Annotated in this window: 19 protein-coding genes; 9 read left to right on the top strand and 10 right to left on the bottom strand. The window is 72.5% G+C overall.

The window, feature by feature from the left end; genetic code table 11:
* The first annotated feature begins 183 nt into the window (after positions 1-183).
* From glnA to H291_RS0106990, 4 genes are all read left to right on the top strand, one after another.
* On the top strand, positions 184-1608 hold the full coding sequence (gene glnA, locus H291_RS0107005) for a type I glutamate--ammonia ligase (RefSeq protein WP_020014267.1): 1425 nt from the start codon (positions 184-186) through the stop codon (positions 1606-1608).
* A 193-nt stretch (positions 1609-1801) separates the two neighbouring features.
* Positions 1802-1987, top strand: a complete 186-nt coding sequence (locus tag H291_RS0107000; protein ID WP_020014266.1) for a hypothetical protein — start codon at positions 1802-1804, stop codon at positions 1985-1987.
* 248 nt (positions 1988-2235) lie between these two features.
* Positions 2236-2775 carry a DUF2199 domain-containing protein gene (locus H291_RS0106995; protein WP_020014265.1) on the top strand — a complete coding sequence of 180 codons (540 nt, stop codon included), beginning with the start codon at positions 2236-2238 and terminating at the stop codon, positions 2773-2775.
* A 170-nt stretch (positions 2776-2945) separates the two neighbouring features.
* On the top strand, positions 2946-5714 hold the full coding sequence (locus H291_RS0106990; protein ID WP_020014264.1) for a cation-translocating P-type ATPase: 2769 nt from the start codon (positions 2946-2948) through the stop codon (positions 5712-5714).
* A gap of 114 nt (positions 5715-5828) precedes the next feature.
* Here the strand turns inward: H291_RS0106990 and H291_RS34785 are convergent, their stop codons facing one another.
* The 5 genes from H291_RS34785 to H291_RS0106965 all read right to left on the bottom strand — a co-directional run bounded on the left by H291_RS34785 (position 5829) and on the right by H291_RS0106965 (position 14407).
* Complete coding sequence (locus tag H291_RS34785; RefSeq protein WP_020014263.1) at positions 5829-7772, bottom strand: elongation factor G; 1944 nt, start codon at positions 7770-7772, stop codon at positions 5829-5831.
* 118 nt (positions 7773-7890) lie between these two features.
* Positions 7891-8535: an AAA family ATPase gene (locus H291_RS29010; protein WP_020014262.1), complete on the bottom strand. Its 645-nt coding sequence runs from the start codon at positions 8533-8535 to the stop codon at positions 7891-7893.
* Positions 8532-9443 (bottom strand): alpha/beta hydrolase, encoded by a 912-nt coding sequence (locus tag H291_RS0106975; protein WP_020014261.1) that lies wholly within the window; start codon positions 9441-9443, stop codon positions 8532-8534. Before H291_RS0106975 ends, H291_RS29010 begins: the two co-directional genes overlap by 4 nt.
* A 169-nt stretch (positions 9444-9612) precedes the next feature.
* On the bottom strand, positions 9613-13020 hold the full coding sequence (locus H291_RS0106970; RefSeq protein ID WP_020014260.1) for a bifunctional [glutamine synthetase] adenylyltransferase/[glutamine synthetase]-adenylyl-L-tyrosine phosphorylase: 3408 nt from the start codon (positions 13018-13020) through the stop codon (positions 9613-9615).
* A 52-nt stretch (positions 13021-13072) separates the two neighbouring features.
* Positions 13073-14407: a glutamine synthetase family protein gene (locus tag H291_RS0106965; RefSeq protein WP_020014259.1), complete on the bottom strand. Its 1335-nt coding sequence runs from the start codon at positions 14405-14407 to the stop codon at positions 13073-13075.
* A 105-nt stretch (positions 14408-14512) separates the two neighbouring features.
* Between H291_RS0106965 and panB the strand changes: the two genes are divergently transcribed.
* Positions 14513-15343: a 3-methyl-2-oxobutanoate hydroxymethyltransferase gene (gene panB / locus H291_RS0106960; RefSeq protein WP_020014258.1), complete on the top strand. Its 831-nt coding sequence runs from the start codon at positions 14513-14515 to the stop codon at positions 15341-15343.
* Positions 15344-15400: 57 nt separating this feature from the next.
* Here panB and H291_RS0106955 read toward each other — a convergent pair whose 3' ends face one another.
* The gene (locus tag H291_RS0106955; protein ID WP_020014257.1) at positions 15401-15586 is read right to left on the bottom strand and encodes a hypothetical protein; all 186 of its coding nucleotides are present in this window, start codon (positions 15584-15586) and stop codon (positions 15401-15403) included.
* Positions 15587-15600: 14 nt separating this feature from the next.
* Between H291_RS0106955 and ppgK the strand changes: the two genes are divergently transcribed.
* Positions 15601-16347 carry a polyphosphate--glucose phosphotransferase gene (gene ppgK / locus H291_RS0106950; protein ID WP_020014256.1) on the top strand — a complete coding sequence of 249 codons (747 nt, stop codon included), beginning with the start codon at positions 15601-15603 and terminating at the stop codon, positions 16345-16347.
* A 98-nt stretch (positions 16348-16445) separates the two neighbouring features.
* Here the strand turns inward: ppgK and H291_RS0106945 are convergent, their stop codons facing one another.
* Together H291_RS0106945 and H291_RS0106940 are read right to left on the bottom strand one after the other, a co-directional pair.
* The gene (locus H291_RS0106945) at positions 16446-16817 is read right to left on the bottom strand and encodes an STAS domain-containing protein (protein ID WP_020014255.1); all 372 of its coding nucleotides are present in this window, start codon (positions 16815-16817) and stop codon (positions 16446-16448) included.
* A gap of 268 nt (positions 16818-17085) precedes the next feature.
* Positions 17086-17442 carry a DUF3467 domain-containing protein gene (locus H291_RS0106940; RefSeq protein ID WP_020014254.1) on the bottom strand — a complete coding sequence of 119 codons (357 nt, stop codon included), beginning with the start codon at positions 17440-17442 and terminating at the stop codon, positions 17086-17088.
* Positions 17443-17709: 267 nt separating this feature from the next.
* Between H291_RS0106940 and H291_RS0106935 the strand changes: the two genes are divergently transcribed.
* From H291_RS0106935 to H291_RS0106925, 3 genes are all read left to right on the top strand, one after another.
* Positions 17710-19905 (top strand): HelD family protein, encoded by a 2196-nt coding sequence (locus H291_RS0106935; RefSeq protein WP_020014253.1) that lies wholly within the window; start codon positions 17710-17712, stop codon positions 19903-19905.
* 102 nt (positions 19906-20007) lie between these two features.
* Positions 20008-21216, top strand: a complete 1209-nt coding sequence (locus H291_RS0106930) for an NAD(P)/FAD-dependent oxidoreductase (protein ID WP_020014252.1) — start codon at positions 20008-20010, stop codon at positions 21214-21216.
* A complete protein-coding gene (locus tag H291_RS0106925; RefSeq protein WP_020014251.1) occupies positions 21213-22160 on the top strand; it encodes an RNA polymerase sigma-70 factor in 948 nt (315 codons plus the stop codon). Before H291_RS0106930 ends, H291_RS0106925 begins: the two co-directional genes overlap by 4 nt.
* Positions 22161-22205: 45 nt before the next feature.
* Here H291_RS0106925 and H291_RS0106920 read toward each other — a convergent pair whose 3' ends face one another.
* Both H291_RS0106920 and H291_RS0106915 read right to left on the bottom strand, forming a co-directional pair.
* The gene (locus tag H291_RS0106920) at positions 22206-22868 is read right to left on the bottom strand and encodes a histidine phosphatase family protein (protein WP_020014250.1); all 663 of its coding nucleotides are present in this window, start codon (positions 22866-22868) and stop codon (positions 22206-22208) included.
* A 104-nt stretch (positions 22869-22972) separates the two neighbouring features.
* Positions 22973-23782, bottom strand: a complete 810-nt coding sequence (locus tag H291_RS0106915) for an inositol monophosphatase family protein (RefSeq protein ID WP_020014249.1) — start codon at positions 23780-23782, stop codon at positions 22973-22975.
* Positions 23783-23788 lie beyond the last annotated feature (6 nt).

Here is a 23788-nt window from a genome sequence, read left to right as displayed (position 1 = left end):
CACGACCAGCAGATCTCCTCTCGGTTACACCGTCGAGAGGCGTGAGAAACACACCGGCAACAATCAGTAACCCGAGAGAAACCACCTGCCCTTAGGTTCGTGGCGATCCGCGTGCAAGCCCCAGATCGTTCGGCACGGTGCGACGGACTCCCCCTGGACTTATCGAGCGAGCAAGGAGCGCAGATGTTCAACAACGCCGAGGAGGCGATCGCCTTCACCCGCAACGAGGGGGTGGAGTTCGTCGACGTCCGGTTCATCGACCTGCCGGGTGTCACTCAGCACTTCAACATCCCGGTCGAGCAGTTCGACGAGGACGCCTTCACCGAGGGCCTCATGTTCGACGGCTCGTCGATCCGCGGGTTCCAGGCGATCCACGAGTCCGACATGAAGCTCGTGCCGGACATCGCGACGGCGTACATCGACCCGTTCCGCAAGGCCAAGACGCTGATCGTGAACTTCTCGATCGTGGACCCGTTCACGGGTGACGCCTACGCCCGCGACCCGCGCAACATCGCGGCCAAGGCCGAGGCGTACCTCAAGTCGACCGGCATCGCCGACACCGTGTTCTTCGGTGCCGAGGCCGAGTTCTACGTGTTCGACGACGTGCGCTTCAAGACCGCCGCGAACGAGAGCTACTACTCGATCGACTCCGTCGAGGCCGCGTGGAACACGGGCCGCGAGGAGGAGGGTGGCAACCTCGGGTACAAGACCCGTTACAAGGGCGGCTACTTCCCCACCTCGCCGAGCGATCGCTTCGCGGACCTCCGCGACGACATGGTCAAGACCCTCGGCCAGGTCGGCCTCTCCGTCGAGCGCGCGCACCACGAGGTGGGCACCGCCGGCCAGCAGGAGATCAACTACAAGTTCAACTCCCTGCTGCACGCCGCCGACGACCTGATGAAGTTCAAGTACGTCATCAAGAACGTCGCGTTCGAGGCCGGCAAGTCGGCCACGTTCATGCCGAAGCCGATCTTCGGCGACAACGGCTCGGGCATGCACTCGCACCAGTCGCTCTGGAAGAACGGCGAGCCGCTGTTCTACGACGAGAAGGGCTACGGCGGCCTGTCCGACCTGGCTCGCTGGTACATCGGCGGCATTCTGAAGCACGCGCCGTCGCTGCTCGCCTTCACCAACCCGTCGGTGAACTCGTACCACCGCCTGGTGCCGGGCTTCGAGGCTCCCGTGAACCTCGTCTACTCGGCCCGCAACCGCTCCGCCTCGATCCGGATCCCGATCACGGGTTCCTCCCCGAAGGCAAAGCGCATCGAGTTCCGCGCGCCGGACCCGTCGTCGAACCCGTACCTGGCGTTCGCCGCGATGCTGATGGCCGGCCTGGACGGCATCAAGAACCGCATCGAGCCCCCGGCCCCGGTCGACAAGGACCTCTACGAGCTGCCGCCCGAGGAGCACGCGCAGATCGCCCAGGTCCCGACGTCGCTCGGTGGCGTGCTCGACGCGCTCGAGGCCGACCACGAGTACCTCACCGCCGGTGACGTGTTCACGGAGGACCTGATCGAGACCTGGATCGCGTACAAGCGCGAGAACGAGATCGACCCGATCCGCCTGCGGCCGCACCCGCACGAGTTCGAGCTCTACTACGACATCTGAGCCTGACCGGCTAGATCCCGGGCCTCACGAACCTTCCGAGGCCCCGTAGCACACGAAGAGTCCACACGAGCCGCAGTCACCTTCCCGGTGACGGCCCGTGTGGGCTCTTCCGTGTCCGGCCCAGTTTCTGTGTCCGGCCCAGTTCACCCCGGCCCCGGAGTGCCGAATCAGGGCGGCGTGGCATCGTCGAACTATGAGCACCGACGAGGCAATGACCAGCTTCAGATCAGCGGAGGACTGGGCCGGCCAGGCATACAGCCAGCTCTCCGGCGGAACAGGGCTCGACGCGGCGACGGCGCAAGCGCTCGCCGACCTGGCCCGAAGCATCGGCGCGCTGGCCAAGGGGCTGGGGCAGATGACCACCGAACCGCCGCCGTGATCGACATCCGGCTGGGACCCTGACCGGCGCGGGCTGAAGGCAGTTGACCACAGCAATTCCTGCCGGACGGCGGCCGCTCGTGGCAGCAACCGCTGTGGTCAACCGCGCGACCGCCGAGCAGCGCCGGCATCAGGCCGGTGCCGCTACGGTTCTGGCGTGGAGAACTCAGCCCGGACCATGACCTTGCACGAGCGCACAGCCCTGTCCCTGCTGTGCGGCGGCCTAGAGCGCCCCTCGGTGGTCGCGCGATGAGCGCCGAGAACGCCGGCACCGGCGGCTGGGTCTGCGCCACCTGCGGCACCATGCACTCGGGCCTCGCCATGGTGTTCGGACCGGACGCCCCGGACCCGTGGCTCGCGGTGTCCGACGCCGAGCGCGCGGCCGGGGAGCTCAACGCCGACATGTGCGTCCTGCCGACCGCCGACGGTTCCATCCACTACTTCGTGCGCGCCCACATCGAGATCCCGGTGCACGACTCGGACGACGGCCCCTTCTGCTGGTCCGTTTGGGTCTCGCTCAGCCAGGAAAGCATGCGGACCCAGGCTGAGCACTGGAACGACCCCGGACGCGCAAAGCTTGAGCCCATGTTCGCCTGGCTGTGCTCGTCCTTGCCCTACGACGCCCCGACCGTCCCGCTTCCGGCGCGGATCCACACCCGGGAGCCGGGCCGGGTCCCCTGGGTCGAGCTGCAGCCCGACCTCGACCACCCGCTCGTGCACGAGACGCACACCGGCATCACGATGCACCGCGTCGCTGAGCTCAACCGGACGCTCACCGAGGGCGCCTAGCTCGGTCCGGCCCGGTCGGCGTCCGAGGCCATGAACGCCGTCGTCCCACCACCAACGGTCGCCCGTTTCGGGGGAGGTCTCGCGCCCGGCCGTCCGTCATCGTGTGGTTTGCGGAGGAGGCGTCGCCTGACCTCAGGGTGCGCGCCCGATGGAGCGCGCTGGAGGCGACCATGACGCGGACCGTCGGCCGGATCTCGGTGGACCCGGCGACCACCCACGCGATCGAGGTCGCCAACCGGCTCCATGTGGACGTCGTGGAGGGGCTCAGCGCCGCCGAGGCGACCCGCCGCCTCAACATGTACGGCGCGAACCGGCTGGTCGCCGCCAAGAAAGAGTCCGCCCTGCAGGCGTTCGGGCGGCAGTACCGCGACTTCATGCAGATCGTCCTGCTGGTGGCCGCCGTCGTGAACCTGTTGGTCACGGGCGACGTCGGCACCTCGATCGTGCTGGCCGGCCTGACCCTGTTCAACGCGGTCATAGGCCTGCGGCAGGAGGCCAAGGCCGAGGAAAGCGTCGCCGCGCTGGCGCAGATGATGAAGACGGTCGCCCGGGTCCGGCGCGACGGTCAGGCGGTCGAGGTCGACGCCGGGGAGCTGGTGCCGGGCGACGTCGTCCTGGTCGAGGCGGGCAACCGTGTGCCGGCAGACGGTCGCATCACGCTGGCCGCCACCCTGGAGATCGAGGAGGCGGCGCTGACCGGCGAGAGCCTCCCGGTCAGCAAGTCGACCGACCCGGTGGCCGGCGACGACGTCCCCCTGGGCGACCGGACCTGCATGGCCTACATGAACACCTCGGTCACGCGTGGGCGCGGCGAGATGGTGGTCACCGCGACGGGCATGAACACCGAGATCGGGCACATCGCGAACCTGCTGGCGAGCACCGAGGCGGACAAGACGCCGCTGCAGAAGCAGCTGGACGGCCTGTCCAAGATCATCGCGTCGATCGCGGCGGTCGCGCTGGTCTTCGTCGTCGTCCTCGGGCTGATCCGGGGCGAGTCGTTCGACTCGCTGTTCATCACGGGCGTCGCGCTGGCCGTCGCTGCGATCCCGACCGGCCTGCCCGCCGTCGTGACGGCCCTGCTGTCCATGGGCACCCGCGAGATCGCGCGGCGCCACGCGATCGTCAAGCGGCTGCCCGCGGTGGAGACGCTCGGCTCGACGTCGGCGATCTGCTCCGACAAGACCGGCACCCTGACGCTGAACAAGATGACCGCCCGCGAGCTGGCTATCCCGGGCCACCCGGTCTTCGCCGTCACGGGCGAGGGCTACGGCACCACCGGCGAGATCAAGCACGTGGGCGGGTCGGGTACCGACCTCGACCCGTACCTCCTGCCGATGGTCCTGTGCGCGGACGCCGTGCTCGACGGCGAGAACCTGATCGGCGACCCCACCGAGGGCGCGCTGATCGTCCTGGGCGCGAAGGGCGGGCTCGACATCGAGGCCACCCGGCGTGACCACCCGCGGCTGGCCGAGGTGCCGTTCGACTCCGAGTACAAGTTCATGGCCACGTTCCACGAGATGACCGACGACGACGGGCGGCCCGTGGTGCGCTGCTTCGTCAAGGGAGCCCCGGACGTGCTCATCGCGCGTGGCACCAGCTACCGCGCCCCCGACGGCGCCGTCGTGCCGATCACGGACGAGAACCGCGGCCTGGCGCTCGAGGCGAACAACCGCATGGCGAACTCCGGCGAGCGGGTGATGGTCGTGGCCCGGCGCGACGTCGATCCGGCGGTCTTCGAGGTCGCCCGGACGCACGGCCGGAACCTGATCGCCCTGGTCAGCGAGCTGACGCTGCTGGCGATGGTGGGCATCGTGGACCCGCCCCGGCCGGAGGCCAGGACCGCGATCGCGGAGTGCCGGTCGGCGGGGATCCGGGTCCGGATGATCACGGGTGACCACGCCACCACGGCCGCTGCGATCGCCGCGGAGCTGGGCATCGAGGGCCGCGCGCTGACGGGCGCCGAGTTCGCGGACCTGACCGACGAGGAGCTGCTGGTGCAGCTCCAGGACATCGGGGTGGTCGCGCGGGTGGCGCCCGAGGACAAGATCCGGCTGGTGCAGCTGCTCAAGCGGTCGGGCAACGTGGTGTCCATGACCGGCGACGGCGTCAACGACGCGCCCGCGCTCAAGGCCGCCGACATCGGCGTCGCGATGGGTATCACCGGGACCGAGGTCTCCAAGGAGGCCGCGGTGATGATCCTGACCGACGACAACTTCGCGACCATCGTGAATGCCGTCTCGTACGGCCGCAGCCTCTACGACAACCTCGTGAAGTACCTGCGCTTCCAGATGTCCACGCTGGTCGCGTACATCGCGATCTTCCTGGTGGCGGGCATCGCGAACATCGCGGCCGGGACGCCACTGAACCCGCTGCAGATCCTGTGGCTGAACATGGTCGTCGACATCCCGATCGCCATCGCGCTCGGCTTCGACAAGCCCACCAAGGGGCTCATGGACCGGCCACCGCGCCCGGTCGGTGCGCCGGTCCTGTCGCGGACGGCCTGGATCCGGCTGTGCGTGCAGGGCGCGATCATGACCGCCGGGTCGCTCGTGGCGTACCAGCTCGGCCTCGGTCTGAGCGGCCCGATCGTCGCGGCGACGATGCTGCTCACCACGCTGTCGCTCTTCCACGTGCTCGCCGGCCTGCTCTCCCGCGACCAGCTCGGCACGATCTTCGACCGCGACGCCATACCCGGGGCCGCCCAGCTGCGGCGGTACGGGCTGGCGCTGCTCGCGATCATCGCGATCACGACCATCGACCTGCTGGAACAGATCTTCGGCACGACGGGGCTGGACGGGCAGCAGTGGGGGCTGTGCATCCTGCTGGCGCTGAGCCTGCTGGTGATCGAAGAGATCATCAAGATCTTCCTGCGGCGTCGGGAGGCGACGGAGGTCGCGCCGGGGCCGGTGCCGATCGCGGGGGTGGCGCGGCCGGCGTGAGCCCCCAACCTGCCGACCATGCAGTTGCTGCCAGGGTCAGGCCCGTCCTGGCAGCAACTGCATGGTCCGATATGCGGTGTCGCCGCGCCCGGCCGCCGCACCACCCGCGCCGCCTCACGCCCGCGCCACCTCCCGCACCGGCTCGAAGCGGTCGTGCTCCGTGCGGCACATGCCCTCGCCGTGCGTCAGTCCCGGCAGCTCCCGCTGCAGCCCCGCCACACCCGAAGCCGGGATCTCGCCGCGCATCACGACGATGCCGCTGCCGGAGGCCCGCGACTCGAACGGCACCCCGCCGAGCCGGCCCACCAGCGAGGCCACCGGTCCGACCGTGTCCTCGGGCAGCTCGATCACGAGCCGGTGCACCGGCTCGCACACGACCGTCCCGGCCCTCCGGATCGCCGCGGCGAGCACGCGCGGCGCCAGACCGCGGAAGTCCGCCCCCGTGCTGGACATCGCCTTGTTGAACTTCTGGTGCATGTGGCTCTGCCGCGGCGAGTAGCCGGAGTGAGTCATCACCACGCGGGCGTCCGGCACGGGGAACCGCAGCGGTCCGCGGGCCAGCTCGCGGCGCACGGTGTCCTCCGTCGCGTCGAAGAACGCCGGCGGCATCGACCCGCGCTCGCACTCCAGCTCGAACGTCACGCCGCTCCCCGGCGTCGCGGGCTCGACCCGCAGCCCGATCGTGGCGTGGAACTCGTTCCCGTTCTGCTTCTTGATCTCCACCGCGTGCCCCGTACCCACCAGGCGCTCGGTGCGCGCCGTCCGCACCTCGCCGAACCGCGCCCCGACGCGGTACTCCCGCTGCAGGATCGCGGCCAGCACCTCGCGCTGCACCTCCCCGTACAGCGACACGGTGATCTCCTCGTCGCGCCGTCGCACCCGGATCAGCGGGTCCTGCTCCGCCAGCTCGGACAGCGCCGCGTACAGCCGTCCGCGCTCGCCGGGCGCGGCGTCCACCACCGTCTCGTACGACGGCGGCGGGAACTGGCTCGCCCGCTCGTCCCCCGGCAGCCGGGGCCCGACGACGTCGCCCACGCGCGCCGTCGCCAGTCCCTGCACGACGGCGATCTGGCCGGGCCTCGCCGTCGACCGTGCCTCGAGCGTTCCCCGATCGGCGACCCGCAGGCCCGTGACCCGCTCGGAGCGGCCGTGGCCCAGGTCGATCCGGTCGCGCACCCGCAGGGCGCCCGACCGCATCCGGACGAACGCCCGCTTGCGGCCGTCCTCGCGGTCGATCGCGAAGACGACGCCGGACGGCGCGGCGGTGTCGGCGGCGGGCTGAGCAGCGGTGTCGACGACCGACGGCGCGTACTCGCCGAAGCCGACGAAGGACGACTCCGTGTCCGGGCCAGACCCGGCAGCGTCGTCGGCACGCCTGCTCCCACGCACAGCCAGTTCGCCGTCGGCCACGACCGGGAGGTACGTCCCGAGCGCGGCCGCCAGCTCGGGCACGCCGACGCCGGTCACCGCCGAGCCGAACAGCACCGGGTGCGCGGCCCCGCGGCGCGACTCGTCGCCGAGCCAGGCGCGCAGGCCGTCGTCGGGCAGAGGCTGGACCCGGGCCGCGGGCGTGCCGGCGTCGAGCACGCGCTGCACGGGCAGCACGTCAGGGCTGAGGCGGCGTGCGACGGCGTCGGCCACCGCGTCGGGACGCGCGCCGCGACGGTCGATCTTGTTCACGAACACGATCACGGGCAGCCGCAGGCGCTGCAGGGCGCGCATCAGCACGAGCGTCTGCGCCTGCACGCCCTCGACGGCGGACAGCACGAGCACCGCGCCGTCGAGCACGGCGAGGCTGCGGTCCACCTCGGCGATGAAGTCCGGGTGGCCGGGGGTGTCGAGCACGTTGACGGCGACGTCCCCCGCGGGGAAGGACGCAACGGACGCGCGGATGGTGATCCCGCGCTCGCGCTCCAGCGCGAGCGAGTCGGTGAGGGTGTCGCCGCCGTCGACGGAGCCGAGGCGGTCGATCACGCCCGCGTGGTGCAGCAGGCGTTCGGTCAGGCTGGTCTTACCGGCGTCGACATGAGCGACGATCCCGAGGTTGAGGTACGACAAAAGCTGTCACGTCCGTGGGCAGGTGGGTCAGGGCACGGGGCGTGACAGCTGTCATTGGTGTTCCAATCTCTCGGGTTGCCTCCGACCCTGCCCCCAGGGCGCGGGTCGGGGCAACGGTTTATTCGACGGCGGCCTCCACCAGCCCGGCCGTGAAGCCGGGCCAATCGGCGCCGGGCCGCGGCCGTGCGACGTCGGCGCCGGTCACCACGGCCCGCCGCGCGGCCTCGGCGACGATCAGGTCGGCGGTCTGCTCCGCCGTCTGCTCGCCGGAGTCCAGCCACCAGCCCAGGTCGCCGAGCTCCCGCTCCTGGTTCCGGGCCAGGGGCGCGACGTCGTAGTCGACGCGCGTCTCGGGGGCCCGCGTCGCGTTCCGGTGCCGCGCCACCTCCAGCGGCGGGCACAGCACCACCAGCATCAGGGGCCGCGCCCGCAGCCGCCCGTGGACATAGGCGAGCTCCGCCCGGGTCTCGACGACGGTGTCGACCACCGGCGTGAACCCGGCGTCCGCGAAGTCGTCCGCGGTGGAGCAGGCCGCCGTGGCCCGCAGCCGCAGCTGCGCCAGCCCGTCGGGCCCGGGGTTCCAGCTGCCCTGCTCGTCGATCATGTTCGCGCGGCCGCTGACCAGCATCATGCCGAACACGTCGCCGTCCACCTGGGCGGCGCGCGGCAACCGCTCGGCGACGAGCCGGGAGACGGTTGTCTTGCCGGCACCGGGCGTGCCGGTGAGCACGAGGCAGCCGGGCAGGTGCTCCGGTCGGTTCATCGGTGCGCTCCTTCGGTGGTCGGGGCAGCCGGCGCCGCGTCCCGCCAGGCCCAGCGGAGCGCGTCGGGCAGCAGCACGCCGGCGTGGTTCGGGTTGTGGCCGCCGTCGCCCAGCACGAGCCGGAAGTCGTAGCCGGCCTCCGCGAGCGCCGCACCGACCCGGAGGTTCTCGGCGAGCCAGTTGCGTTCGGGCCGGTCCCAGCCGAGGTCCCGGTGCCCGGCCTGGAGGAAGATCCGCAGCGGCTTGCGGGGCTCGGCGGCCAGCTCGGACGGGTAGGGGTTGCCGCCCGGCATCTGGGCGAAGCTGGACAGGAAGCCGACCACACGGCGGAACCGGTCGGGGCGGTGCCACGCCGCGGTGAACGCGCAGTTCCCGCCGCTGCTGCCGCCCACGATGCCCCAGCGGTCGGGGTCGTCGGTGACGGCGTACCGACGGCGGACCTCGGGGATCACCTCGGTCAGCAGGAACGTGGCGTAGCGGTCGTCGGCGGCGTCGTACTCGGTGTTGCGGTTCTTGCGCTCGACGGGGTCCGGTCGGTCCGGGAAGATCCCCGGGTCCACGAAGACGCCGATGGTCGGCGGGATCGCGCCGTCGTGCACCAGGTTGTCCAGCACGATGCCGCCGCGGACGTCGCCGTCGGGGTCGAGGTACCACCAGCCGTCCTGGAACAGGAGGAGGCCGGCGGGGCGGGCAGGGTCCGGATCGGCAGGGTCGGCCGGGTCGTGGGCGGCGGGCACGTGGATCCACACGGTGCGGGTCGTGCCGGGGTAGACGGCGCTGTCGGTCAGCCGCAGCTCGACGGTCTCGCCCGGCGGCACGTCGGGGCGACGTCGGGAGTCGGGCCCGAGCTCGTACCGGACGTCGTCGAGCTCGGCCGGCAGGGGACGGAACGGAACGGCAGCGGTCACGCCCCGACGGTAACGACGCCCGCGCCGCGAGTCCCGACTTTTCCCGACGGCAGGCGTTGACCACAGCAGTTGCTGCCACTCCAGGCCGTCCCGTGGCAGCAACTGCTGTGGTCAACGCCGCCCGGTCGGCGGTCCGGCAGCGGCAGCCGCCGGGCCACCGAACAGCAGCTCACTCCGCCCCGTAGAACACCCGCTCCATCACCGCGCGGGCCCGCCGCGCCACCCGCAGGTACAGCTCCTCCAGCTCCGGCCCGGTGCCGACGTCGCCGAGCAGGCGCGCGATGCCGGTCAGGGCGTGGCTGTCGTGCGGCAGCATGTCGACGCCCGATCCCGTGGTGCGACCGGACCACAGCACGATCGCCGACCGCAGCCGCGACGCCAGCACCCAGGCCTCCCGCAGCACGTCGGCGTCGTCGTCGGCAAGCAGGCCGGCCTCCCGGGCCGCCTCCAGGGCCGAGATGGTGCCGGTGGTGCGCAGGCCCGGCACCTCGAACGCATGCTGGAGCTGCAGCAGCTGCACGGTCCACTCGACGTCGGACACCCCGCCGCGGCCCAGCTTGAGGTGCCGCGCCGGGTCCGCCCCGCGGGGCAGGCGCTCCGACTCGACGCGCGCCTTGATGCGCCGCACCTCCCGCAGCACCGACGCGTCGGGCCCGTCCTCCGGGTACCGCAGCGGGTCGATCAGCTCGGTGAACCTGGCCCCCAGCGACCGGCCGCCCTCGGCGCCGGGCCCGAGGTCCAGCTCGCCGCCGGCGTCGGCGGGCGCGCTCCCGTCGTCGGGCAGCGACGCCGCCACGGCGCCCTCGCCGGGGCCGCCGGCCGCGACCACGCTGAGCGTGCCCGACAGGGCCCGCGCGCGCAGCAGCGCCTGCGCCTCCCAGGGCGAGGACCAGCGGCCGTAGTACTCGACGTACGACTCGAACGACCGCACCAGCGGACCGTTGCGGCCTTCGGGGCGGAGGTCGGCGTCCACGGGCAGGCCCGGCTCCGGCCCGACGGCCGTCAGGATGCGCCGCATCCCCTTGGCCACGGCCAGGGCGTAGTCGTTGGCCTCCTTGTCGGCGGCGCCGCCCACCGCCTCGTAGACGAACATGATGTCGGCGTCCGAGCCGTAGCCCATCTCCTGGCCACCGAGCCGGCCCATCGCGACGATGAGCAGCCGCGCGGGCTCGTCGCCGCGCGCGACCTTCCGTTCGGCGCGCGCCTCGTGCTCGGCGATGCGCAGCCCGCCCGCCAGGACGACGTCGGCGGCGTCCGAGATCGCCTTGGCGGCATCGACGGGTCCGAGCTCGCCCAGCACCTCGGCCACGCCGGTGCGGGCCAGCTCACGCCGCCGGAGCGCACGCAGCGCGATCGTCGCGTTGTCGACCTCCTGGGCGCGGCCGAGCAGCGCGTCGGCCTCCGAGGCCAGCCGCTGCGCCCCGCGCGGCGCCAGCGAGTCGGACTGCGCGAGCCAGCGCACCGACTCCGGGGACCTGCCGATCGCGTCGGCGAGGTACCGCGACGAGGACAGCACCTGCGCCAGCCGGGACGCCGCCTCCGCGGAGTCGCGCAGCAGCCGCAGGTACCAGTGCGTGGAGCCCAGCGTGTCCGACAGCTTGCGGAACGCGAGCAGGCCCTCGTCCGGGTCGGCGCCCTCGGCGAACCAGCCCAGCAGCACCGGTAGGAGCTGCCGCTGGATCGCCGCGCGCCGCGAGACGCCGTCGGTCAGGGCCTGGACGTGGCGCATCGCGCCCGCCGGGTCGCGGTAGCCGATCGCCGCGAACCGGGCCATGGCCGCCCGCGGCGCGAGCGACGCCTCGCTCGTGGACAGCAGCGCGGTGGCCGGCAGCAGCGGCCGGTAGTAGACGGCCTCGTGCAGGTCGCGCACCTCGCGTTTCACCGACCGCCAGGTCTTGACCAGGTCGTCCGCACCGCCGTAGCCCAGCCCTCGGGCCAGCCGGCGCAGCTCCGCCTCGGCGGTCGGCATGAGGTGGGTGCGGCGCAGCCGGAAGAGCTGGACCCGGTGCTCCAGCGCGCGCAGGAACCGGTAGCACTCCCCCATCCGGCGCGCGTGCTCGCGCCCCACGTAGCCGCCCTTCGACAGGGCCGCGAGGGCGTCGAGCGTGGTCCGCGAACGGATGTCCTCGTCCGCCCGGCCGTGCACGAGCTGCAGCAGCTGCACCGTGAACTCGACGTCGCGCAGGCCACCCTTGCCGAGCTTGATCTGCCGGTCCGCCTCGGCCACGGGCACGTTGTCCTCGACGCGCTTGCGCATGGCGCGCGCGTCCTCGACGAAGTTCGGCCGCTCCACGGCCTGCCACACCAGCGGCCCGACGGCGGCGGTGTACGCCTCCCCCAGCGCCAGGTCGCCCGCCACGGGCCGCGCCTTGAGCAGTGCCTGGAACTCCCAGGTCACGGCCCACCGCTCGTAGTACGCGACGTGGCTGGCCAGCGTGCGCACGAGCGGGCCCTGCTTGCCCTCGGGCCGCAGCGCCGCGTCCACCTGCCACAGCGCCGGCTCCGCCGAGGCGCCCGAGCACACCTGGGCGAGCCGCCCGGCCAGCCGGGTCGCGACTCGCAGGGCGTCGTCCTCGTCGCGGGCCGGTGTGCCGTCCGGCAGCACGCCCGGCTCGGCCACGTAGATGACGTCGACGTCCGAGATGTAGTTCAGCTCGCGGCCGCCGGTCTTGCCCATGCCGAGCACCGCCAGCCGGACGCCGGCGGCGTGGTCCTCCTCCTCGGATCGCGCGACGGCCAGCGCGCCCTCCAGCGCGGCCGCGGCGAGGTCCGCGAGCGCCGAGGCGACGGCGGGCAGCACGGCGGTCGGCTCGGGCGCGGTCACGTCGGTCGCGGCGATCCGCAGCAGCCGGGCCCGGTAGGCGCGGCGCAGGCGGTCCGTGTACGACGGCGAGGTGCTCTCACCCGGGTCGGTCCCGCCGGGCAGGGTTCCGCCGGGCGTGGAACCGCCAGGCCCGGAAGCGCCCGACCCGGCGGCGACGTGCGTCCCCGCGACCGGCTCGGCGGACTCCGGGTCGGCGTCGACGGCGCGCAGCAGCTCGGCGCGGACCGCCTCGGCGGGGACGCCGGTGCCCGGGGTGCGTTCGCGGATCAGGTCGAGCAGCGCGGGGTGCCGCACCAGCTCGTCGCCGAGCGCCGACGACGCGCCCAGCACGCGCAGCAGCCGGTCTCGGACGGTCGGGCGGGGCCGGGCGGCGTCGTCGCCGCCCTCGTCGTCGTCCGAGGAGCCGCGGTCGTCCGAGGAGGCGCGCTCCGCCTCCTGGATCTCGCCGTTCGCCGCCAGGACCGCGCGGAGCCGGTCCGGGGCGGCCGCCGCGAGGCGGACGAGCTGGAGCAGGGCGAGGTCGGGGTCGGCGACGCCGGCGAGCGAGCGCAGCAGCGCGACGTCGCCCGGCTCCAGGACGACCGCGCCGCGGTCGGGCCCGGCGGCGCGGTCCGCGCCGCCGTTGCCCGGGGGCCGGACGTCCAGGACGGCGACCAGGTCGGGGTCCCGCCAGAGCGAGGCGGACCGGGTGAGGTCGGCGAACCCGGCCCGGATCAGATGGGTCGTGAGGGTCTCGGGTCGGCGGCTCTGCACCCCCCGACCCTACGACGCGGGCGGGGCGTGCAGCACCCCCTGGTTCCCGAGGTCAGAGCTGCAGGAACCGCTTGAGCTCGAAGGGCGTGACCTGGGCGCTGTACGCCTCCCACTCCTCGCGCTTGTTGCGCAGGAAGTAGTCGAAGACGTGCTCGCCGAGGGTCTCGGCCACGAGCTCGGACTTCTCCATGAACTGGATGGCCTCGTCGAGGTCGCGCGGCAGGGGCGCGATGCCCAGCGCGCGGCGCTCGGCCGGGGTGAGCTCCCAGACGTCGTCCTCGGTGTGGTCCAGGAGGTCGTAGCCCTCCTCGATGCCCTTGAGGCCCGCGGCGAGGATGACGGCGAACGCCAGGTACGGGTTGGCGGCCGAGTCCAGCGCGCGGTACTCGATGCGCGCCGAGTTGCCCTTGCCAGGCTTGTACATGGGCACGCGGACCAGCGCGGAGCGGTTGTTGTGCCCCCAGCTCACGTAGCTCGGGGCCTCCTGCCCGCCCCAGAGCCGCTTGTAGCTGTTGACGTACTGGTTGGTGACGGCGGTGATCTCACCCGCGTGCACCATGAGGCCCGCGATGAACTGGCGCGCCGTCTTGGACAGCTCGAACTGGGCGCCGGGCTCGTAGAACGCGTTGCGGTCGTCCTCGAACAGCGACACGTGGGTGTGCATGCCGGAACCGGGCTGGTCGGCCAGCGGCTTGGGCATGAAGGAGGCGAAGACGCCCTGCTCGAGCGCCACCTCCTTGACCACGGTGCGGAACGTCATGAGGTTGTCCGCGGTGGTCAGCGCGTCGGCGTACCGCAGGTCGATCTCGTTCTGGCCGGGGCCGGCCTCGTGGTGCGAGAACTCGACCGAGATACCCATGGACTCGAGCATCGTGATCGCGGCACGGCGGAAGTCGTGCGTCGATCCCCGGGCCAGGTGGTCGAAGTACCCGCCCTGGTCGACCGGCTCCAGCTTCGGGTCGGCCTTGGTGAGCTGGTTGAACAGGTAGAACTCGACCTCGGGGTGCGTGTAGAAGGTGAACCCGCGGTCGCTCGCCTTGGCGAGGGTGCGCTTGAGCACGTTGCGCGAGTCCGCCAGCGACGGCTCCCCGTCCGGCGTCAGGATGTCGCAGAACATGCGGCCGGTACCGTGCCGCTCGCCGCGCCACGGGAGCACCTGGAAGGTGGTCGGGTCGGGCTTGGCGACCATGTCGGCCTCGAACACCCGGGTGAGCCCCTCGATGGCGCTGCCGTCGAAGCCGATGCCCTCGCTGAACGCCGACTCGAGCTCCGCGGGTGCCACTGCTACCGACTTCAGCACGCCGAGCACATCGGTGAACCAAAGCCGGATGAAGCGGATGTCGCGCTCCTCGACCGTGCGGAGCACGAACTCCTGCTGCCTGTCCATGGGCCCATCTTGCACTAAACCTGTTACAGGTGCGTGTACCGAGCATGGACGACCGGTCGTAGGCTTTCCAGCGGCACCGAGGCTCGTTCGAACCACAGGAGGACCATGTCCGCCCACACCTCACCCACTCAGGGTCCCAAGCGGGTCCGCGTGCATCACCTGGCCGAGGCCAAGGCCAAGGGTGAGAAGCTCGCGATGCTCACCGCGTACGACGCGGTGACCGCCGCGATCTTCGACGCGGCCGGCATGGACATCCTGCTCGTGGGTGACTCCATCGGGAACGTCATGCACGGGCACAGCACGACGATCCCCGTGACGGTCGACGACATGATCCCCGCCGCGCGCGCCGTGGCCCGCGCCACCAAGCGCGCCTTCGTCGTGATCGACCTGCCGTTCGGCTCCTACGAGGCCGGGCCGCAGCAAGCCCTGGAGACCTCTGTGCGGATCTTCAAGGAGACCGGCGCCGACGCCGTGAAGCTGGAGGGCGGCGTCCGCTCGGCCCCGCAGATCCGTGCGCTGACCGACGCCGGCATCCCCGTCGTCGCGCACCTCGGCTACACGCCGCAGTCGGAGAACCTGCTGGGCGGTCCCCGCGTGCAGGGCCGCGGCGACGACGCCGTCGAGCGGCTGGCCGACGACGCGAAGGCCGTCGAGGAGGCAGGCGCCGTCGCCGTCGTCCTGGAGATGGTGCCCACCGACGTCGCCGCGCGGATCACCGAGATCGTGCGCATCCCGACCATCGGCATCGGCGCGGGGCCGCACTGCGACGGCCAGGTGCTGGTGTGGACGGACATGGCCGGGATGACCGACTGGTCGCCGCGGTTCGCCCGCCGCTACGCCGAGCTCGGCGCGGCGCTGCAGCAGGCCGCGGAGGACTACGTGTCCGAGGTCAAGGACGCCTCGTTCCCTGACGAGGCGCACTCCTTCGAGAAGTAGCACACGTGTCAGACGTACAGATCACCCGGGTGACCTGTACGTCTGACACGTCGGGTGTTACTTGTCGCGCCACTCCTTGTCGTCCTGCTCCCAGGACTCGTTGCGCGACTTCGCGCTCTCCAGCGCTCGCTCGGCCTCGGCGCGGGTGCTGTACGGGCCCATGAGGTGCGACCAGGCCGAACGGCGACCCACCTCGACCGCCTTGGTCTCGGTGTTGTACCAGTACTGCTCGTCGGTGCTCATGAGACGATCCTGACATGAGCGACCTGGCGTTCGGCATAGACATCGGTGGTTCGGGCATCAAGGGTGCGCCCGTCGACCTCACGGTCGGCGACTACGCGGAGAAGCGGACCCGCATCCCGACCCCGCAACCGTCCACCCCGCAGGCCGTGGCGGACGTGCTCGCGGAGCTCGTCGACACCTACCACCTGCCCGACGACGTCCCGATCGGCGTCGCCTTCCCCGCCCCGATGCAGCACGGCGTGGTGCGGTCCATGGCCAACCTCGACCAGTCCTGGACCGGCGTCGACCTGCCGGGGCTCGTGCAGCGAGCCACGGGACGCCACGTCGTCGCGGTGAACGACGCCGACGCGGCGGGCGTGGGCGAGGTCCGCTACGGCGCGGCCCGCGACGCCGACGGCGTGGTGCTGGTCGCGACGCTCGGCACCGGCATCGGCTCGGCCCTCGTGGTGGACGGCGTGCTGGTGCCGAACACCGAGCTGGGGCACCTCGAGATCGACGGGCACGACGCCGAGTCGCGCGCGGCCGACTCGGCGCGCGAGCGCGAGGACCTGTCCTGGGAGGACTGGGCGGAGCGGCTGCAGCGCTACTTCGGGGTGGTCGAGGACCTGCTCTCCCCCGACCTCATCGTCGTGGGCGGCGGTGTGAGCAAGCATCACGAGAAGTACCTGCCGCACCTGCACCTGCGGGCGCCGATCGTCCCGGCGCAGCTGCGCAACGCGGCCGGCATCGTCGGGGCGGCGGCCCTGGCCGCGGGGCGCTGAGCCAGGGCTCTGACGGGCTCTGTGCCGGGGCGCTGAGCGAAGGACGCCACGGCAGCGCGCCCGGCCTCCGGGCCGGGCGCAGTCGTTCCCAGGGCCGGTCAGGCCTCCCGCGCGGCGCCGCCGCCGTGCGCGGCCTGCGCGAACAGTGCGTCGACCCCGAGCATCTCGATGACGTTCCGGACCACCGCGGGCGGCTCCGGAAGCGAGACGGTCAGCCCGTCCTGCGTTCCGTAGGTGTACATCTGCATGAGGAACGCGACGCCTGTCGAGTCCATGAAGGTCACCTTGGACGTGTCGATGACGACCGCCTTCGCCCGCTCGAGGGCGTTGGCTATGGCAGCACTCGACTCACCGCGCAAAGAGACATCGATCTCTCCCCACATGCTCACGACGCTCGTGCGGGCCTGTTCTTCGAACATGATCCCGCCCGTGCGCCCCCTGTTGTCGAATTCGGTGTTGCTCACTTGCATCGCCCCTGTTCATTGCTCCCCGACATGGCCGCCGGAACGGGTCGCCCGACCCCCCGGGCAACTCTGGGAGATTGCAACGCCTTCGTCGCGATCACGGGCAGCCTACATCCGTGAAGATCGCAAGTGGAACAGCCAGTAAGGGTTACATTTCAAGAACCCCAATGGTATAACCCGGTATTTCTACGGGCAAACTAGCACAAGTCTGCCGGTCAGATCGGACATATAGATACCGAGTTGGACATACGTCCAAGTAAAATTTTCACCAGATTTAATTCTCCGACGACCGATTTGGGCCATCCGGGCCCTCTGCGACACCGGGATTGCGAACGTTCGGTGCGCTTTCCTTCTCCCACGCGTCGAGCTGCATAGTGAGCGCCTTCGCGAGCTCGAACACCTGCTGCGGGGGAATGCGCACGCGGGAAACCACCCGGCCCGGCACGGTAATCGAGGTGACTTCACCCGACTCGGGGTCGGCCACCGGGCTCGGGGGCTGCTTCACGGCGATGAAGTCCAGGATGAACGACGTCGGCGTGTGCCAGACGGAGGCGAAGTCGGCCGGTACGCCGGTCTCCATCTCGTCGGGTACGTCGATCTGGAACTCCTGGGGCAGCTCGTCGGACGACACTGAGGCTCCTCGATAGGCCGGGCGGTGCACCCGACCGTACCGTGGGGCAGGTTGGTGCGACAGTGGAAACGGACTCGAGGGACATATGGTTCCGGACCAGCTCGCGGACCAGATCCCCGGTCCCGAAAAGATGCCGCGCCGCCCAGGTCCACGGGACTAGACTCGCGCGTTCGCGCGGAACGTCCCGCGACGAGCACCCCGGCGCCGACAGCCTTTCTTCCTGTGCCTGCGCCACCACCCCACCCCCGAGACCCTGGAGGTCCTCCCATGCCCGCCGACGCGTCCGAGCTCGCCACGGAGCGGGAGTTCCTTGCCGAGGCCAGGTCACAGCTCGGGCGGATGCGCGACCGGGTCGCCGCGCTCGACGGCAGCTACGCGGGCAACTGGGTGAGCGCGGAGATCCTGGAGGCCACCCTCGCGCGCCGGATGGAGCAGCTCACCGACGACCCGGAGATCCCGCTCTTCTTCGGCCGCATCGACCTCGTCGCCGGCGAGGCCTCCTACTCCGGCGAGACCTCCCCCACCGGCGAGACCTTCCACATCGGACGCCGACACGTGTCCGACCCGGACGGCGAGCCCATGGTCGTGGACTGGCGCGCACCCGTCAGCACGCCGTTCTACCGGGCCACGGCCAAGGAGCCCATGGGCATCTCGGCCCGGCGCCGGTACGGGTTCGCCCGCGGCCACCTCACGGCGTTCGAGGACGAGTCGCTGACCCGGCCCGAGCTGACCGGCGACCTTTCCGACGGCGATCTGGCCGGGGACGCGCACTCGGAGATCCTCGAGGCCGAGATCGAGCGCCCGCGCTCCGGCCCGATGCGCGACATCGTCGCGACCATCCAGCCCGAGCAGGACGTCATCGTGCGCATGCCGCTCGAGAGCACGCTCGTGGTGCAGGGCGCGCCGGGCACGGGAAAGACCGCCGTGGGCCTGCACCGCGCGGCGTACCTCCTGTACGCGCACCGCGACCAGCTCACGCGCCGGGGCGTGCTCGTCGTCGGGCCGAACAAGAGCTTCCTGCGGTACATCCGCGACGTGCTGCCCGCCCTGGGCGAGATCCACGCCCGCCAGGCGACCATCGAGGAGATCGTGGGCGACCACGCCCCGGTCCGCGCCACCGAGCCCGCCGACGTCGCGACCCTCAAGGGCGACGGGCGGCTCGCCGAGGTGCTGCGCCGCGCCGTCTGGTCCCACGTCGGCACCCCGGAAGAGACCCTGGTGCTGCCCCGCGGCTCGTTCCGCTGGCGGGTCCCGGCGTACGAGGCGCGCGAGGCCGTCGAGCAGGTCCGGGCGCGCGACGTGCGCTACGCGCTGGGCGCGGCCCAGCTCCGGCACGCCCTCGCGCACCGGGTGCTCGTCCAGATCGAGGAGACGGGCGACGCCCTCGACGACAAGGCCTGGGACGTGCTGGCCCGGACCAAGCCCGTGCGGGACTACGCGGCCGCCGTCTGGCCGGCGGTCGAACCGCGCCGGCTGCTGCACCGGCTGCTGTCCGACCCGGAGTTCCTGGCCGAGCACGCCGACGGCGTCCTGACGGAGGACGAGCAGTCCCTCCTGCTCTGGGCGCGCCCGCCGCGCACGGCGGGCTCCGCCCGCTGGACGACGGCGGACCTGGTGCTGCTCGACGAGATCACCGACCTGCTGGACCGGACGGAGTCCGTGGCGCACATCGTGGTCGACGAGGCGCAGGACCTGTCCGCGATGATGCTGCGCGCCCTCGGCCGGCGGGCCGCCACCGGCTCGCTCACCGTGCTCGGCGACCTCGCCCAGGCCACCACGCCCTGGGCGGCGCGCGACTGGGCCGACGTGCTGGCGCACCTGGCCAAGCCCGACGGGCACGTCGAACAGCTCACGGCCGGGTTCCGCGTGCCGGCCGACGTGATCGAGCTCGCCGCCCGGCTCCTGCCGAGCATCGCCCCCGGTCTGGAGCCGCCGCGGGCCGTGCGGCGCGCCCGCGGCCGGCTCACGATCACCGCGACGCCGCTCGACGACGTGCTGGTCGGCGTCGGCATCTCGGACCTGGAGGGCTCGGTCGGCCTGATCGTCCCCGACGCCGTCGTGCCGCAGGTCCGCGAGACGCTCGCCGCCGTCGGGCTGACGTTCGCCGTCGTGGGCGAGCAGGACGACGCGGAGCCGGCCGCGGGCCCGGCGACCGACGGCGACGGGCCGGACGCGGATGCGGCCGACGGGGCGCCGGACGACGGCTCCGAGTTCGACTTCCACCTGGACCTGGTGCCCGCCTCGCTGGCGAAGGGTCTGGAGTTCGACCACGTGGTGCTGCACGACCCGGCCGCGATCGTCGCGGCCGAGCCCAACCACGCCACCGGGCTGCGCCGCCTCTACGTCTGCCTCACCCGAGCGGTCACGTCGCTCGTGGTGCGGCACGACGGCGACCTGCCGCCCGAGCTCGGTCTCACGGCCCGGGACGAGATGGCTGCGGCCGCCGGGGTCGCGGGCGACTGACCCGGCCGGCGCCTGTGTCCCGCGTCATACCTGCCCGATGTCACGTTCCGACGCCCCGCCCCCATCTCAGGGGCATCAACGTCGAGCGAGGGAGCAGGAACGATGAACGCACAGCACACCGGCAGCACCGGCAGCACCGCCGCCCACCGCGTGGTGATCCTCGGGGCCGGGTACGCGGGGATGGCCGCGGCGGTCCAGCTCGCGGCCCGGACCAAGGGCCGCCAGGACGTCCAGGTGACCCTGGTCAACGGCTCCGACCGGTTCACCGAGCGGCTCCGCCTGCACATGACGGCCACCGGCCAGGAGGTCGCCGAGCTGAGCATCCCGGAGCTGCTCGACGGGACGGGCGCGCAGCTCGTCCGCGGCTGGGTGACCGCGGTCGACGCCGAGGCGCGGACCGTGCGGATCGACGACGACCGGGAGCTCCCCTACGACACCCTGGTCTACGGGCTGGGCAGCGTGGCCGACACGACGCGCGTGCCGGGCGCCGACGACCACGCCTACGGCCTGAGCGGCGCGCAGGACGCCGAGCTGCTGGCCGACCGGCTGGGCCAGCTCCGCGGCGGGACCGTCGTGGTCGTGGGCACCGGGCTGACGGGGGTCGAGTCGGCCGCGGAGATCGCCGAGCAGCGGCCGGACCTCGACGTCGTCCTGGTGGGACGGACCGAGCCCGGCGCCACGATGAACGCGAAGGCCGGCACGTACCTGCGGGGCGCGCTCGACCGGCTGCGGGTCACGGTCCGTTCGGGCGCCGACGTCGTGAAGGTACAGCCCGACGCCGTCGAGCTGGCGGGCGGCGAGCGCATCGCGGCCGACGTCGTCCTGTGGACGGGCGGGGCGCGTGTGTCGCCGCTGGCCGCGGCGGCCGGGCTGGAGGTCGATGACCGCGGCCGCGTCGTCACGGACGCGGCGCTGCGCTCGGTCTCGCACCCGGACGTCTGGGCGATCGGGGACGCCGCTGCGATCCGTCAGGGCTACGGCGTCATGCACGGCACCTGCCAGGGCGGCATGCCGACCGGCGTGCACGCCGCGCTGTCGATCGACCGGCTGCTGCGGGGCAAGGAGCCCCGCCCGTTCCGGTTCGGGTACTACCACACGCCGGTCAGCCTGGGCCGGGCGGACGCCGTCGTCCAGTTCACCCACCCCGACGACAGCCCGCGGCGAATCAGCCTGACCGGGCGCACCGCGATGAGGTACAAGGAGACGGTGACCGCATCCCCCTGGCCGACCTACGGCCGCATGAAGAAGGTTCCCGCCTCCGGCGCGTTCTGGCCCACCGGCGGGCGCTTCACCCGGAAGGCGGCGCGATGAACGACGCGGGAAGCGTGCCCGCCGGGCTCAGCCGTGAGAGCAGGCCCGAGCAGCAGGTCTTCCACGAGCACCGCCGGCTGCTGTTCTCCGTGGCCTACCGCCTGCTGGGCAGTGCCGCCGACGCCGAGGACGCCGTCCAGGACGCGTGGATCAGGTGGTCCGCCGCGGACCGCTCCCAGGTGGCCGACCCGAAGGCGTACCTGACGCGGATCGTCTCGAACCTGGCGCTGGAGCGGCTGCGCTCCGCCCGGCACAAGCGCGAGACCTACGTGGGCCCGTGGCTGCCGGAGCCGATCCTGACCGGCGGGGACGCGTCGGACGCCGCCGTCGGCGCCGAGTCGGTCTCGATGGCGATGCTCGTGGTGCTCGAGACGCTGAGCCCGCTCGAACGGGCGGTGTTCGTGCTGAAGGACGTGTTCGGCTTCAGCCACGCCGAGATCGCCGAGGCGACGGAGCGGTCCGAGCCGGCGGTGCGCCAGGCCGCGCACCGGGCCCGGGAGCACGTGCAGGCCCGGCGCCCCCGCTACAGCGCCGACCGGACCCGGCAGCGCGAGGTCACCGAGCGGTTCTTCGCGGCCACGACGGGCGGAGACCTCAACGCCCTGCTGGAGCTCCTGTCCCCCGACGTCACCTTGTGGACCGACGGCGGCGGCAAGGTGCGCCAGGCGCTGCGGCCCGTGGTCGGCGCCGACACGGTGGCCAAGTGGTTCGCCGCGCTGGGGACCGTCACCTACCAGGGCATCGAGCCCGCCGACATGCGCGCGGAGCTCGTCGAGATCAACGGCGGGCCCGGCGTCCTGTTCAGCGGGGCCGGCCGGGTCATCTCCACGGTCACCTTCGCGTTCGACGACGACGGGCGCATCGCGGCGATCCACAACGTGGCCAACCCGGACAAGCTCCAGGCGGTCGCCGCCGGCGTGCGGCACGACGTCGGGACGACGTGAGCCGGGCCGGCGTCGGCAGGACGGCCCGGCCCACGCCCTTCGGGATCAGGGCTCGACGGGCTCCCCCGTCGGGTCGTCCGCCACCAGCGGGGCCAGCTCGGCCCCGCCCACGGGCTCGGCGTCCCACGCGACCAGGCGCCAGCCGGTCTCGGGGTCGCCCTCGACCTCGACCGTGCCGGTGTTGGCGAGCGGCGTCCGCTCGGCGTGCTCGACGTCCACGCCCCCTACGCGGGCGGCCGCCCACGCGCGGATCGCGGCGCCGTGCGAGACGGCGACAACGCTGTCAGCGCCCTGCGCCGCGAGCTGCGCGATCGCGTCGTCGTACCGCTGCAGGAACGCGCGCCCGTCGGGGCCGCCCGGCATGGCGCGGCTGACGTCGCCGCGCGCCCAGGCGAACAGGGTGTCGAGGTAGCTCAGGTGCGCCTCGTGCGCGTCGGCCATCTCCAGGTCGCCGGCCTCGATCTCGCGCAGGCCGGGCAGCTGCACCGGCTCGATCCCGCGGTCCTTCGCGAGCGGCGCGGCCGTGAACGACGTCCGGATCATGGAGGAGACCGCGATGGCGCCGATCTCACGGTCCCGGAGCGCGTCCGGGACCGCGGCCGCCTGCTTCTCCCCGAGCGGGGTCAGCCCCGGGCCGGGAACCGCCGTGTCGAGCAGCCCCCTCACGTTCGACGGGGTCTGTCCGTGGCGCAGCAGCAGAAGTCGCATGGGCGCATTCTCTCCGACGGCGCCCGATGGGTCCGAACCCGTCCGTGGCTCGACGTGCTCAACCATGGGATCAATCGTGCGATCAGCCGTGGATCAGCCGTGGATCAGCCGTGGATCATCGACATCAGCTGCGCGTGGGTCCCGGCGTCGGCGGCCACGACCAGACCGCGGCTCGCGGGCCCCGCAGGGGCGCCGTCGAGCCCGGTGACCAGGCAGCCGGCCGCCCGGCACAGGGCGATGCCGGCCGCGAAGTGGACGCTGTCCGCCAGGCCGTCGCCGTCGGTGACGTACGCGGCGCGCCTGCCCGCCGCGACCCACGCCACGGCCAGCGTGGTGGACACGACCCGCGGCCGGAACCGCTCGCCGAACCGGGGGTGGGCCAGCAGGTCCACGGCCCGGAAGCCCGGCGCGGCCGGGAAGGGCGGGTCCAGGTTCACGTCGACCAGCCGGGTGGCGGACGTCGGCTCCAGCCGCAGGTCGACGTCGTCCCGGCGCACCCAGGCGGACACGCCGTCGGTGCGGAACACCTCGCCGCTGAACGGGTCCGCCACGGCGGCAGCACCGTCCCGCAGCGCCACGTTGACGGCGACCAGCATGCCGCCGGCCGCGTAGTTCAGCGTCCCGCACAGCGGGTCGACCAGCCACTGCCGCGCGGACCCCGCGGCGCCGTGCTGCCCGCTCTCCTCGCCGAGCACCGCGTCGTCGGGCCGGGCCGTGCGGAGGACGTCGAGGACGGCACGCTCGGCCGCGACGTCGGCCGCGGAGGCGAAGTCGCCGGCGCCCTTGTCGAACCGGGTGAGCGGTCCGCCGAACATCCCGCGCACCACGGCCGCGCCGGCCAGGGCCGCGGCGGCCGCGACGCCGGCGTCGTCCAGGTCCGGGTGCGGGTCCGGGTGCAGGTCTGCGGGAGACATGCCGGG

The organism is Promicromonospora sukumoe 327MFSha3.1 (assembly GCF_000385135.1).
Lineage (GTDB): Bacteria > Actinomycetota > Actinomycetes > Actinomycetales > Cellulomonadaceae > Promicromonospora > Promicromonospora sukumoe_B.
The sequence above is the reverse complement of the archived record's forward strand: the minus strand, read 5'-3'. Positions and strand labels throughout refer to the sequence as shown.